Source organism: Laceyella tengchongensis, from assembly GCF_900182735.1.
In the GTDB taxonomy this organism is placed as follows: domain Bacteria; phylum Bacillota; class Bacilli; order Thermoactinomycetales; family Thermoactinomycetaceae; genus Laceyella; species Laceyella tengchongensis.
In genome coordinates, this window is record NZ_FXTU01000003.1 from 432,911 (window position 1) to 445,759 (window position 12,849).

General features: G+C 48.3%; 12 protein-coding genes and 1 CRISPR repeat array. All 12 genes read right to left on the minus strand.

The window, feature by feature from the left end:
• Positions 1-57: 57 nt before the first annotated feature.
• Positions 58-1,860, minus strand: a complete 1,803-nt coding sequence (locus QQZ12_RS09145) for an ATP-binding protein (RefSeq protein WP_102992247.1) — start codon at positions 1,858-1,860, stop codon at positions 58-60.
• Positions 1,857-2,573 (minus strand): response regulator transcription factor, encoded by a 717-nt coding sequence (locus QQZ12_RS09150; protein ID WP_022738409.1) that lies wholly within the window; start codon positions 2,571-2,573, stop codon positions 1,857-1,859. Before QQZ12_RS09150 ends, QQZ12_RS09145 begins: the two co-directional genes overlap by 4 nt.
• A gap of 25 nt (positions 2,574-2,598) precedes the next feature.
• Positions 2,599-3,801 (minus strand): cytochrome c biogenesis protein CcsA, encoded by a 1,203-nt coding sequence (gene ccsA / locus QQZ12_RS09155; RefSeq protein WP_284724292.1) that lies wholly within the window; start codon positions 3,799-3,801, stop codon positions 2,599-2,601.
• A 20-nt stretch (positions 3,802-3,821) separates the two neighbouring features.
• Positions 3,822-5,405 carry a cytochrome c biogenesis protein ResB gene (gene resB / locus QQZ12_RS09160; RefSeq protein WP_102992245.1) on the minus strand — a complete coding sequence of 528 codons (1,584 nt, stop codon included), beginning with the start codon at positions 5,403-5,405 and terminating at the stop codon, positions 3,822-3,824.
• A gap of 123 nt (positions 5,406-5,528) precedes the next feature.
• Positions 5,529-6,242 carry a pseudouridine synthase gene (locus QQZ12_RS09165; protein WP_029072101.1) on the minus strand — a complete coding sequence of 238 codons (714 nt, stop codon included), beginning with the start codon at positions 6,240-6,242 and terminating at the stop codon, positions 5,529-5,531.
• Positions 6,243-6,343: 101 nt separating this feature from the next.
• Complete coding sequence (locus QQZ12_RS09170) at positions 6,344-6,877, minus strand: spore maturation protein (protein ID WP_022738403.1); 534 nt, start codon at positions 6,875-6,877, stop codon at positions 6,344-6,346.
• A 22-nt stretch (positions 6,878-6,899) separates the two neighbouring features.
• Positions 6,900-7,511: a nucleoside recognition domain-containing protein gene (locus tag QQZ12_RS09175; RefSeq protein WP_102992244.1), complete on the minus strand. Its 612-nt coding sequence runs from the start codon at positions 7,509-7,511 to the stop codon at positions 6,900-6,902.
• Entirely contained in the window at positions 7,508-8,659 is a 1,152-nt protein-coding gene (locus tag QQZ12_RS09180; RefSeq protein ID WP_431606302.1) for a D-alanyl-D-alanine carboxypeptidase family protein, read from the minus strand. The genes QQZ12_RS09175 and QQZ12_RS09180 overlap by 4 nt, the downstream gene beginning before the upstream one ends.
• A gap of 199 nt (positions 8,660-8,858) precedes the next feature.
• Positions 8,859-9,254 (minus strand): spore germination protein GerW family protein, encoded by a 396-nt coding sequence (locus tag QQZ12_RS09185; protein WP_022738399.1) that lies wholly within the window; start codon positions 9,252-9,254, stop codon positions 8,859-8,861.
• A gap of 25 nt (positions 9,255-9,279) precedes the next feature.
• On the minus strand, positions 9,280-10,773 hold the full coding sequence (locus tag QQZ12_RS09190) for a recombinase family protein (protein WP_284724293.1): 1,494 nt from the start codon (positions 10,771-10,773) through the stop codon (positions 9,280-9,282).
• A gap of 91 nt (positions 10,774-10,864) precedes the next feature.
• On the minus strand, positions 10,865-11,008 hold the full coding sequence (locus QQZ12_RS09195; protein ID WP_022738397.1) for a hypothetical protein: 144 nt from the start codon (positions 11,006-11,008) through the stop codon (positions 10,865-10,867).
• A gap of 211 nt (positions 11,009-11,219) precedes the next feature.
• Positions 11,220-11,854: direct repeats of the CRISPR family, unit length 31 nt; unit sequence ATTTCAATACCACTATGGATTCAACTAAAAC.
• A 166-nt stretch (positions 11,855-12,020) separates the two neighbouring features.
• Positions 12,021-12,251, minus strand: coding sequence for a hypothetical protein (locus tag QQZ12_RS09200; protein WP_284724294.1), 231 nt, complete (start codon positions 12,249-12,251; stop codon positions 12,021-12,023).
• Between the last annotated feature and the right edge of the window lie 598 nt (positions 12,252-12,849).

Genomic DNA, 12,849 nt, shown 5'->3' on the forward strand with positions numbered 1-12,849 from the left:
CGCAGCGGGCAATAAAAAAAGACCGTTATCCCTCTTAGGGTAACGGTCTTTTTCTTTTTATGCGTACAACACCTCATCAGCCACACGCACAGGCAACTCTACGATAAAGACAGTGCCTACGCCCAGTTGGCTCTTCACCGACACGTTACCTCCGTGGGCGGTGACCAGATGTTTCACAATGGACAGGCCCAAGCCTGTTCCACCGGACTTTCCTCTGGTTCGTGCCTTGTCCGCCTTATAAAAGCGTTCAAAGACGAAGGGCACATCTTCTTCGGGAATACCCGAGCCCGTGTCTTCCACTTCCAGAAAGATGCGTTCTCCTTTCTGGTGCACATGGACTGTCACAGAACCGCCCGTCGGTGTATGACGGATCGCATTGTCCACTAGGTTGGTCAACACTTGCTCAATCTTGTCTTCATCCCAAAACACTGTCGGCAAATGTTCGGCCAAATCCGCTTCCAAACGGACTTCTTGTTCTCGCGCAAGGTTTTGGAATTTGCGAATGACCCGTTGCACGAATTTGTCCAACGGCTTCTCGGCCGGCTCCACTTGAATGTGACCTGCCTCCATTCGGGCCAGATCCAGCAATTCGCGCACCAAGCGCCCCATCCGTTGCGATTCCTCGTTGATCACTTGCGCAATCTCTCTCCGCTCTTCCGGCGTTTCCGCTATATCGTCGAGCAAAGCTTCGCTGTAGCCTTGCAACATCGCCAGAGGCGTTCTCAATTCATGCGACACATTGGCAACGAAATCCTTGCGCAGCTTGTCCAAGCGCCGTTCTTCCGTCACATCCCGCAACACAGCCACCACTCCACGCACTTGATCGCCCGCATACAGTGGCGACATCATGACAACCCACGTGCGCCCATGTTCTGAGATGTCCCCTGTATGTTCTTGCGTATCCTCGATCACCTTGTTGAAGAGAGCTTGCAAAGAAGGGGGCAGAGCATTTTTCTTCACTTCTCCTCTCCACAACGACAAAAAGCCCTCGCCGATGGGATTAGTCATGATGATTTTGCCAAACTTGTTGATGGTCAACACACCATCGGACATGCTTCGCAAAATGCTTGCCAACTGCTCCTTCTCCTGTGACAACTGGTGAATCGTGTCTTCCAACTGTGAGGCCAAGCGGTTGAAAGTCATAGCCAACTCGGCGATTTCATCCCGTTCATGGTAGCGCACCGGCACCCGTGTCGAAAATTCCCCACGAGCCATTTTCTCCACTGCTCGCTTCATCTGGATCAAAGGCTGCGAAATGCGCGAAGACAGGAAGAAGGCGAAAATCGTCGTCAAGACGATGCCGATCAAGAACGTGTAGAAAATCCACCGTTTGATGTCGGCTTCGCTCAGATGATCCTGCACTTGATACAACACGATAGCCCCAGACGGCTTTTTATCCTTGATATAAGGCACCGCCACCAGCAAAATGTCGTTCTTCAATAATGGATTTCCCGGGCGGGGGTTGGTTTGCAGGCGAACCTTCCCCCGCATGGTAATCGACTGACCCTTCAAGACCTTCTTTAACTCTTCATCCGTCAATATCTCCCGCCACTGCACGTTGGGCACGTGCGGCGAAACCCCGATGGGGCTAACAGAGCCGCTCGCATCCAACACCACCAAGTATGTACCGAATTCGGACGCCCCCATCAGCACATTGTTGAGATATTGGGTCTGGTTGGGGCCGGCCTCTTTCAATTGGGTCTGAATACGCGTCGCCAACTTCTCAAGACTTTGTCTTTGTCCTTCGACATAGCTATTCTCGATCTGTTCGCTTAAAAACAGGCTCAACAACACCAAGATCAATGTGACGAGAATGATGATAGTCAACCATAATTTACCGACAACACTTCTTAAGATCACTCTTTCGGCACCTCTAACTTATAACCGACTCCCCAAACAGTGGTGATCATCTTCGCGGCTCTGGAGGAAGCACGGTTGAGTTTCTCGCGCAAACGTTTCACATGCGTGTCAACCGTTCTCAAATCCCCAAAAAATTCATAATGCCACACATCGCGGAGCAATTGTTCCCGTGTGAACACTTTGTCTGGGGATTTGGCCAAGTAGTACAGCAACTCGTATTCTTTGGGCGTAAGTTGAATTTTTTTGCCCCCCGCTTTCACCTCATGCGCATCGTGGTCAATGGTCAACTCGGGAAATACGAGTACATTGTGCGTCTCCGTATCCGTAGTGAGGAAAGCGGTGGCCGAAGCCCGTCTGAGCACCGCCTTCACCCGATGAACCAACTCGCGCGGGCTGAATGGCTTCACCACATAATCGTCGGTTCCCGCCTCAAATCCTTCCACACGATTGGCCTCTTCTCCTCTCGCAGTCAGCATAATAATGGGGGTTGCCTTCTTTTTGCGAATCTCGCCGCACACATCCAACCCATCCATCCCCGGTAACATCAAGTCGAGCAAAATCAAATCATAATCTGTAGAAAACGCCATTTCCAAAGCGATTTCGCCGTTTTCTGCCTCATCGATCAAATAACCTTCCCGCTCCAGATACATGCGGAGCAGACGGCGGATGCGATCCTCATCATCAACTACAAGAATGTGATATTGTTTTTCCATTGCACTTTCACCCCGGCTGTTAAACTTAAGCGTAAGAATGTAAACCTGAGATGACCAAATTAATCACAATTAGGTTAATCATGATTATGACAAAACCGCCAACTGCTAGCCAAGCCGACTTTACGCCATGCCATCCGCGCGACAGGCGGAGATGGAGATAAGCGCTGTAGAACAACCAGGTAATGAGCGCCCACACTTCTTTCGGATCCCATCCCCAAAAACGGCCCCAAGCCTCATGCGCCCAAATCATAGCAAAAATCAGTGCACCCAGCGTGAAGATCGGAAAGCCGATAGCAATAGCGCGATAGCTGATCTCCTCCACCAAATCGGGATTCACCCGGCTTACCATGGGGTGGAGAATTCCTCGAAGCGGCTTCTTGGCAATAAGCCGGATCAACCCGTACAGAATCGCTCCGCTGATGACGCCCCACAAGACCGAGTTGAGTTGTGATGCGGCATCTTTTCCTTTCATCCAACTCGGCGCTTCCATTAACGGTTGGCCCAAGCCCGCAAAGCGATCGATGCTGATCACTTCACTGTCATGCGGCGCAACCAAAGGCGGCAAGGAGTACTCCTGCACGGCCGGCTGCCCGTCGACGATATGTGAAAATTTCGCTTCATAGTTCATGGTTTTAAATGCCATATTCACCGCACTAAAGCCCACAAACATCAAAACGATCACCAGAGTAATTTCTAACCATCTGGCATTTTTTCCTTCTTTCTCTCTACCAAACTGAAACACCAAATAGATCAGGCCGGCCACAAAGCCAACCCCAAACGCCCCTTGACCAAGCGCAGCAGTCGATACGTGCACCGGCAGCCAGATGCTCTGCAACGCGGGAATCAGCGGCTGAACCTCATGCGGGAACACCGAAGCATACGCCAGCAAGACCACCGCAAGCGGCATCACAAAAGCCCCCAATACCGCCGAGCGGTACATGAAATAAAGAATGATAAACGCGATGACGATCGTGAAGCACAAAAACGCCGTAAACTCAAACATATTACTCGTCGGCCAGTGCCCGCCGATCAGCACCCGGGTGATAATAAACATCAATTGAAATACCACGCCGACAATGCTCATCCCGATACCGATATTTCCCCACAAACGGCTCTTAGGCCTTTCGCCCTTCTCCGATCCTTTGTTGGTCCCCATCACAAAGGCGACAGTGGATAATAGGTAAAGGAAAAAGGTACACAAAAGGAGATTTTCCATCAACTGTTCCATCGTTTCCTATCCTCCCATTCTCAGTTGCGTTTCACTTGGAGTGCGTCAAATTCACCTGTCAGTTTGAGTTCGCGCTCCAAACTGTACCAGTTTTTGTTCGTGTGCGCACCGATATAGAGTCGCCCATCATCCACAAGCGCCCACACTCGGCGATGATGCCAATAGAAGCCCATCACCAAGCCGATCATGCTGATGACCCCGCCAAACAGGATCACATTCAGACTTTTGTCGACACGAACCATCAGACCAGTAGAATCGACCATCTTCATGCCCGCCAAGTCTATCGCATACCGATTTTCTTTTGTCAACTCATCGAGGTTTTGGCCGGAAATCACCCAGGAACGCTCCCCTTTAGCTTGTCCTTTTTCTCTCACTTCAAAGACAAACGCCGGTTTGTTCGGATCGGGAGACTTGGTTATCGGCCGGTTGTTCTCCAACGCGAAGTCAGGATAGTAATCGAGCAGAACCACTTCTTTGTCTTTCACCCGGAAAACTTGATTTGGCTTCAAATCATATAGATCAACAGTGAATTTTCCCAACGCCTTCCCGCTTTCTTTGTCCACCAACTTCAAGTCGAGCGCATCCAGCAATCCGATGCGAAAGTCGGCTTGCACCAGTCGGAGATCTTTATAGGCGAGCGGATGGTTAACGAGAATCGAACCCTTGGCCACTGGCTTCAGCTTGCCAGTATCCCAATCTTTCTCATACAGCACGGCTCGGGTTTCATATTTTTGGGCGATTGGCCCCGCATCTTGCTTCGACTTGGGCACGTTTTTTTGATCATAGAAGGTGATATCAAAACCCTCATTTTTAACATAATAAGGCAATTCAGGGACTTTTTTCACTTCCCCTTCGCGCACCCACATCGTTTCATCCAAGTACCAACCCGGCACATAACGCAACAAAACACCGAATAAGAAAATGATCAAGCCAATGTGATTGATGTAAGGTCCCCACCGGCTAATGCGTCCTTTTTCCGCAAGCAAAGCGTTTCCTTCTCGTTGCACCTGGTATCGCTTCGACTGTAACGCTTGCTCCAGCTGCGCCAACTTCTCATCTGCTTCTGCTGCTGGAAGAGCGGTTTCCGCAGTGATCCGTTGCCGCTTCAAAAAATCGACACTCTTTCTCACCTGTTGGTTTTTCAAAGCTTTGTATAATGGAATCACGCGGTCAAGGCTGCATACCACCAGCGAAATCCCGATCAAGGAGACCATGGTGAAAAACCACCATGAATTGTACATGTCGGAAAAGCCCAAGATGTGGAACCATTTGCCCCACAACCCGTATTGCTTCTCATAATAAGCCGCGGGATCGCTCGATGGAACAAACTTCTCTTGTGGGAAGATCGTCCCGATGCTAGCCGCGATTAATGTGATGATGATGAGAATGATGGCCACTTTAACCGAAGAGAAAAAGTTCCATACCATATCAAAAGGAGAGGATTGAAAGGTTTGCGAACGCCGCGCTTTCCCTTCATATCGCATCTCCTGAACAATTGTCTCTTTCCCTTTGGTCTCTTCATCAAGCGGTTTCCCGCAACTCTCGCATAATATGGTGCCGACGGGGTTATTGTGACCGCATTCACATTTGGAATTCTCAATCAAGGCTATCTCTCCCCCCGTTTTTCAACCCCTTGCTTTGTCTAACTCTACAATCTTCCAACTTACATTATAACGCCTGTCTTTTTAACCACGGTACTGCAATTTGAAGATTATATGAAAACCCTTTTATGTGAGTAGCCGCCGCAATCTATCCAGTTCTTGGCGGGTTAACTCGCGGTATTCTCCCCGCTTCAATCCCTGAAGCGTAAGAAACGCCAACTTTGTCCGGATCAAATGGGTAATCGGAAGGCCAACTGCTTCGCACATCCGCCGCACTTGGCGATTGCGCCCTTCCCTGATGGTGAGTTGCAATTTGGTATGGATATCGTCTTGAGACAAGATCCGGACTTTGGCGGGGGCAGTCCAACCATCCTCCAACTTCACCCCTTTGCGCAACTTTTCCAAATCGGCCGGGCTCGGCCGCCCTTTCACGGTGGCAACATATGTCTTGTCCACTTCATATCGCGGATGAATCAAGCGGTTGGCAAGTTCCCCGTCATTGGTCAACAACAACAACCCTTCCGTATCATAATCCAGCCTCCCCACCGGATAGACGCGTTCGGGTACGGAGCGGAAATAATCCGCGACCACCCGTCGCCCTTGCGGATCGAACATGCTCGTGATGACACGCAAAGGTTTATAAAATAAAAACACTCGTTTTTGTTCCTGTTGTACCAACGCCCCATTCACTTCAATTCGGTCCCGCGCCGGGTCGACTTTGACTCCCAATTCGGTGACGACTTTCCCGTTCACCTTCACTTTTCCGGCTTTAATCAGCTCCTCGGAGTGGCGCCTTGACGCAACACCGGCATGAGCCAACACCTTTTGCAGACGTTCAATCACTATGATTCACCTCTATGTCATCTTAACCGTTTCAGCTGGGGGACACAAGTGTGCGCACCGGAACAAAAAAAGACCTGATTCCAGGCCAATAGAAGAAATTATAAATATAGGATGGAACAAATCCCCAAGGATGCGAGAAAGCCGATCAAGTCCGCCCACAATCCGACCTTCAGCGCATACAGGGAGTTGCGAATACCGACCGCCCCGAAATACACGGTCAAAACGTATAGAGTCGTGTCGGTGCTGCCTTGGATGGTGGATGCCAATTTGCCCAAAAAAGTGTCGGGGCCGTGCGTGCGGAGGATGCTCTCGACAAAGGCCAATGAACCCGTACCCGAGATCGGGCGCAGAATGCCAATCGGCACCACTTCCTCGGGAATGTGAAAAAACGATAATACCGGAGTGAGGAACTGCAAATAAAACTGCATTGCGCCGGTATCCCGGAAGATGGCGACCGCCACCATCATTCCCACAAGATGAGGAATAATGGAAACAGCGGTGGGAAACCCTTCTTTGGCTCCTTCAATGAAGCTTTCATAGATCGGCACGCGTTGGAACAAAGCGTACAGGGGGATGAACACCAGCAAGGCCGGCAACATGATTTTGGATATGAGCGAAACCGCTTCAAACATCTAACACTCCCCCTTTCCCCGGTCATTTCCAATGCGGCTTCAACAAGCCTGAACGGTCAAACGTGCGGTGTTGGTAGTACCGATCCAGCAACACGGCCATTGATGTGGCTATAAATGTGGCAACCAACGTCGGGCCGATGATCTCCGTTGGCTCCACCGACCCATACTTGAGTCGGATACCAATAATCGTTGTCGGAATCAGCGTCAAACCGGAAGTGTTCAACGCCAACAACGTACACATGGCCGGTGTCGCCGTCTTGGGATCGGGATTCAGCTTCTGCAACTCCTCCATGGCTTTCAATCCCATCGGGGTTGCGGCGTTTCCCAAGCCAAACAAGTTGGCGCTCATGTTGGACAAGATGTAACCCATCGCCGGATGTTCCGGTGGCACAGTAGGAAATAGAAACCGCGCGACCGGCCTCATCAGCCGGGCCAATTTCTCCAACAGCCCAGCATCTTGCGCAATCCGCATCATACCTAACCAAAACACAAGAATGCTGATCAGACCGATACATACAGCCACCGCATCCTTCGCCCCGTTCAACGCCGCATTGGTCACCAGGTCGAACCGGCCTTGGACCGCGGCGGCAACCACTCCGCTTAAGATCATGAAAAACCAAATCCAGTTGATCATCGCTCCGCCCCCTGCCACACCATCAATCCGATCCATTCTTTCATTTCATGGAAGATGGATGGTTCCGGACGTAGCTTCACCACCAATGGTATAGCGCCGATCTGCTCTTCCCTAAGGAAAATCCGGGCACTTCCCACCTGCTGATGGTTATGTTTCACCATCTTGAGCGGAAAACTGATGACCGGTTCAACCACCACTTGTCCCTTTTCCTGATCTGTCAGCGGATAGGAAAACGACGCCCCTGCGATGATATCAAAACGCTTTTCCTCCGCCGTCAAGTGTGCTTCTTTGGAAATGACTTGTCCTTTCCGCAAGATCGGCACCAAATCATAATGCTGAAAACCATATTCCAGCATGCTCATGGAATCGCGCCAGTCATCGCCGTCATTCAAAGTTACCGTCACCAACTGGTGCCCGTCTTTTGTGGCTGAGGAGACCAACGTACGGCGGGCTTTTTTGGTGAATCCCGTTTTTACACCATCAGCCCATTTGTATAAGCGCAACATTTTATTCTTGTTATAAAATTTACGATGCCATTTTTCTCCGGGCCATGGGACGGTTTTCACTTCCGTCTTCACGATTTCTTGAAAGACAGAGTTCTGCAAAGCATACGAGGTCAACACAGCCAAATCTCGCGCCGACGAATAATGACCTTCGGCATCCAGCCCGTGGGGGTTGACGAAATGGGTGTGCGATAACCCCAAATATTCAGCCTTTTCATTCATCATATAAACAAAGCCTTCAATTGAACCGCCCACGTGTTCCGCAATGGCAACTGCCGCGTCATTGCCCGAGCGGAGCATTAATCCATACAACAACGTTCGCAATGGGATCTTTTCCCCCAGCTTGAGATAAATGGACGATCCCTCCACTCCGACCGCCCGCGGCCCAACCGTCACCAACTCATCCAACTTTCCATTTTCAATCGCCACAATCGCCGTCATGATTTTCGTGAGGCTGGCAATCAACATTTCTCGGTCGGCGTTCTTTTCAAATAAAACCCGGCCTGATGCGGCATCGACACAGATTGCAGCTTGTGCGCTGGGAGCGATATCGATGGGCTCCTGTGCCGCCACCGGTTGCCCTCCCGCCATCCATCCCCATACCGCAACGACCAGAACCGCTCCCCATCGTTTTAGCTTCACCATTCATTCACCCCATTGCTCCGTCTGGGTTTGTACCAATATATGCAAAGGGGACAAGAATATGTGAAAACAACGACACGGCACTCCCGCCATATCGTTGTTTTCCATAAACACGTATCACCACTAGAAAAACCTTCTCCCGCAAATCCCAGCACCCTCCGGAGCGGGATCTTTAAGAACCTCGGTCAAACAGGCCCTCGTCCTATTCGCATCCTCCATTTGATTTCTTTTTGCCCCAATTTTTCAGCTGCTCAACCAATCCCGGCGCCATGTCCAACACCCGGTCGATCAAATGCGTGTTTCCGTCCATGTTCAACAAGCGGATGCCTTTGTCGCCGACAACAATGAATCCGACAGGTGTGATAGAAATTCCCCCACCGCTTCCACCGCCGAAAGGAAACTTTCCGCCTTCTTGCTCTTTCCCTTTCCCTTCTTGATCTTTTTTCTTGTCTTCCTCCCCCGAGCGGCTTCGTTTCTCTTCTTCCGCAACGCCCTTGAACTCACTTCCTCCTGCCGCAAATCCAAAACCCACTTTGGATACTGGGATAATGATTGTTCCAAAGGTAATTTGCAAACGAGCCAATAGCCAGCAAGGCACGATAGCCGTTCTACATACTAGACCCCTATAGAAAATTTATCGTTACCTTCGGCTTTTCGTCGATTTGATCGCGTTCCCAGATAATGTTGTGAATGATCGATTTGTATGCGCGGTTTAATGCTTTGGCATCTTTTTCATGATCTAACACATGAATAACATCCTTTACCGTCGCCAACATATCTTCGTTTCTGGCTTGTTCCGTATGATCGATTTGCTTCTCAATCACTCGGTAATCTTCTTCACATTGGCGCAATTTCGATTCATATTCCGCTTTCTTCAGCACGTACTCCTCTTTGCTGATCTCCCCATCCGCTCTCATGTCGGTCAAATTGCTGAGGCGGTTTTCAATCTTCTTGATCTCTGCCAATTTCTTTTCCAACAAATCATACAGCACGCGCCGATCTTCAAGATCAATCCCTTTGCGAATCGCTTCTTCCAACTCTTCTTTTTTCTGCTCTATCGCAGCGCGAACAGCCGACTCGATCTGCGACATGTTTCCGCCCACATTGGTGCAACGCGTTCCAAAATGATCTCGGTAGGTGCAGGATTTCAAGTTATCATACGGCCTGTCAGATCTCTTCTGAATTTGCAACGTATGTCCGCATTTTCCACACTTGATGATCCCAGAAAAAGCATGTTTCCCTGCCCTGCTAGCGTGTGGAGTTACTTTTTCCCGTTGAAACAAAAATTGCAGCTTATTGTGTTCGATTTCCGTCTTTACGGGCTGATGGCAGTTCTTGTATACCACCCATTCCGTCTTGGGTTTGGTAATGATCGCACCCGTCGTGACAATCTTCTTCTTTTTCCCTACAACAATATGTCCCAAATGAACCTCATCTAACAGTAAGCGACGAACAACCTGCGGGCTCCATAATCCTCCACGAGGAGAAGGAATCGTCAGCTTGTTCAGCTCCCACGCAATATCCGTTGAAGACCAACCGCTAAGCGCCCAATCTACCATCATGCGATAAATCTCCAACTTTTTGGGATCAGGAACCGCCTTCTTCGATTCTCTATCATATATATAAGGAAACGGCGGTTTTCCATTGCACCAGTTCCCCATTTTTGTGGCTCGCGCTTTCCCTTGGCGCAACCGTCTGGCAATCGATTTATACTCCTGCCGTGCAATCATCCCCTGGAAATCAGCCAACATCATGTCTGACTCATCATTCAGATTGTAGACTTTCTGCGGCGTGATAATCAGCGTATCCGAAATCGCAAACGTTTTTTCAATCGTCGCTTGATCTACCTTGTCACCACGGCCCAACCGGTCATAGTGAACAACCAGCACAGCATCATACATCTCCAGCTCAACATCTTGCAAAAGCTCTTGCATCTTGGGTCGAGCTTCGATGCTGTCCCCTGTACCGATCTCCGCGTATTCAACATAGGACCAACCATTCTTTTCGCACATTGACACCAGTTCATCCCTGTGCTTGTCAAGGTCCACATCTTCATCGCCACGTGATTTACGCAGATAAATGGCAACATTGTGCACATCGTAAATGCTTTGGCTCATTTGCGAACTCCTCTCGGTGCATTGTTATGTACATATCATATAACAAAAAAATCGGGATGCAAAGCGCACCCCGACCGTATAGTGAAACCCCTTAATTTCTGTTCTTTTGAGCTACTTTCATCTGTTGGACCAGCTTTACAAAGTCCTTGCAGGCTTCCGGTGTAGGACTGCCATTTATGACTAATATAACCTCTTCCAGCTCGATCACTTTCTGCTCTGGATGTTGTTCCCTCATTGACTGTCCACCCCTTATGGGTGCATTGTTGCCAAAAAGGAGAGGGAACTTACATCTATTTAGTACATTTATGCCGTTTGGTTATTTCCACTATGGTTACAACTAAACTTGATGTTCTTAGTCAACTGATGATAGAACATCTGAATTTCAATACCATTATGGTTACAACTAAACGTGGGTTCCCCAGCCGGCAATATCTAGGTTTGACCGTATTTCAATACCACTATGGTTACAACTAAAACTTGTTTAGGCCGAGCGATTACGGTAGCGGCACCGCCTATTTCAATACCACTATGGATTCAACTAAAACAGGCGGCTTTGTTGTCGTCTCTGATGGGTTGGACACATTTCAATACCACTATGGATTCAACTAAAACAGGCGGCTTTGTTGTCGTCTCTGATGGGTTGGACACATTTCAATACCACTATGGATTCAACTAAAACTTCTTCCCGCGATCCCGAAGAGAAAGCGACATATAGATTTCAATACCACTATGGATTCAACTAAAACTTCTTCCCGCGATCCCGAAGAGAAAGCGACATATAGATTTCAATACCACTATGGATTCAACTAAAACTTCTTCCCGCGATCCCGAAGAGAAAGCGACATATAGATTTCAATACCACTATGGATTCAACTAAAACTTCTTCCCGCGATCCCGAAGAGAAAGCGACATATAGATTTCAATACCACTATGGATTCAACTAAAACGGACCGTGATGTATTTTTACTTTACACAAATAACATATTTCAATACCACTATGGATTCAACTAAAACAACAACTATGGGTTGGGAAAGACCCACTTGCAAATATTTCAATACCACTATGGATTCAACTAAAACCCGTATGTGAACATCAGTCATTTCAAGCTTTTTCATTATATCAAAAACCAAAATAATCTGTGAACCGTTAATGAGGCGTAAATCCTGGGAGGTTCACAGACTTTTTTTACCACACTTAAGTATATTGTACTCGTCTGATATAGTTTACGAATAACTATATCTTTAAACTATCCATAAAGCCCACTAATGACCTCCCCCACTTGTTGCCACAAACTTTTTCTTGGTCCATCAGTTACTTCATGAACCTTTCCCACGCACCAATTCAACCGGTTCTTAATTTGATCAATATTAAATCGATTCACCTTAAGTTTGTAATGTTTCTTCAATACATATTCCTTTTTACGATCCCGCTCTTTTTGTGCTGGTGTGCTGTGATATGCCTTCCCATACAAATCCACTTCCAAGTCCCCAAAGAGGATATGGTTTTTTACACGCAGCCAGCACTCGTCAGGGCCAAATATAATCTCTTCTCAAGATAAAAGTAACGATCACTGGCCTTCACCAGTTGCCAATCTGGCCAACGCTTTTCCTTCAATACAATCCGAACAAATCGAATACACGCCTTAACGAAATTTCTTACCCGAGTACCCGTATCTTTAACGGCGGCATGCTTATCCCCTCTCTTTTCGTATCCTTCCCTTTTCGTTTTATCTGAATCTATGCAAAATATCAGACAAAAAAGCCTTGTCTTAGAACAAGGCTACTTGGACATGGCTTGGATATATTTATCGATTGCGGTCAAATCGAGTTCTCGCTCAATCAGCTTTGTAAGTTCCCAACTGTGCTGTGAAAAAAGTTCATGACCTGCGTCCAAAAAGGGGGCTTCTTTTTCATACGAGCAAAGGTCAATCAAACATGAGCTGCAACTGGTCACGGGTCGGCTTGGATATGTATACGCGGCGGGATAGGCTCAATTTTACCAGAATGCAATAATTAACCCAAAAGCCAAATAAGCTACAACACCAAGTATTGTAAGAGAAACAGCGACAATAGCAA

Bases quoted from the DNA above. Each gene is read 5' to 3' on its own strand.
- QQZ12_RS09150 (WP_022738409.1), bottom strand. From the start codon at position 2,573: ATGGAAAAACAATATCACATTCTTGTAGTTGATGATGAGGATCGCATC.
- QQZ12_RS09170 (WP_022738403.1), bottom strand. From the start codon at position 6,877: ATGTTTGAAGCGGTTTCGCTCATATCCAAAATCATGTTGCCGGCCTTG.
- QQZ12_RS09195 (WP_022738397.1), bottom strand. From the start codon at position 11,008: ATGAGGGAACAACATCCAGAGCAGAAAGTGATCGAGCTGGAAGAGGTT.
- QQZ12_RS09175 (WP_102992244.1), bottom strand. From the start codon at position 7,511: ATGATCAACTGGATTTGGTTTTTCATGATCTTAAGCGGAGTGGTTGCC.
- ccsA (WP_284724292.1), bottom strand. From the start codon at position 3,801: ATGGAACAGTTGATGGAAAATCTCCTTTTGTGTACCTTTTTCCTTTAC.
- QQZ12_RS09180 (WP_431606302.1), bottom strand. From the start codon at position 8,659: ATGGTGAAGCTAAAACGATGGGGAGCGGTTCTGGTCGTTGCGGTATGG.
- QQZ12_RS09190 (WP_284724293.1), bottom strand. From the start codon at position 10,773: ATGAGCCAAAGCATTTACGATGTGCACAATGTTGCCATTTATCTGCGT.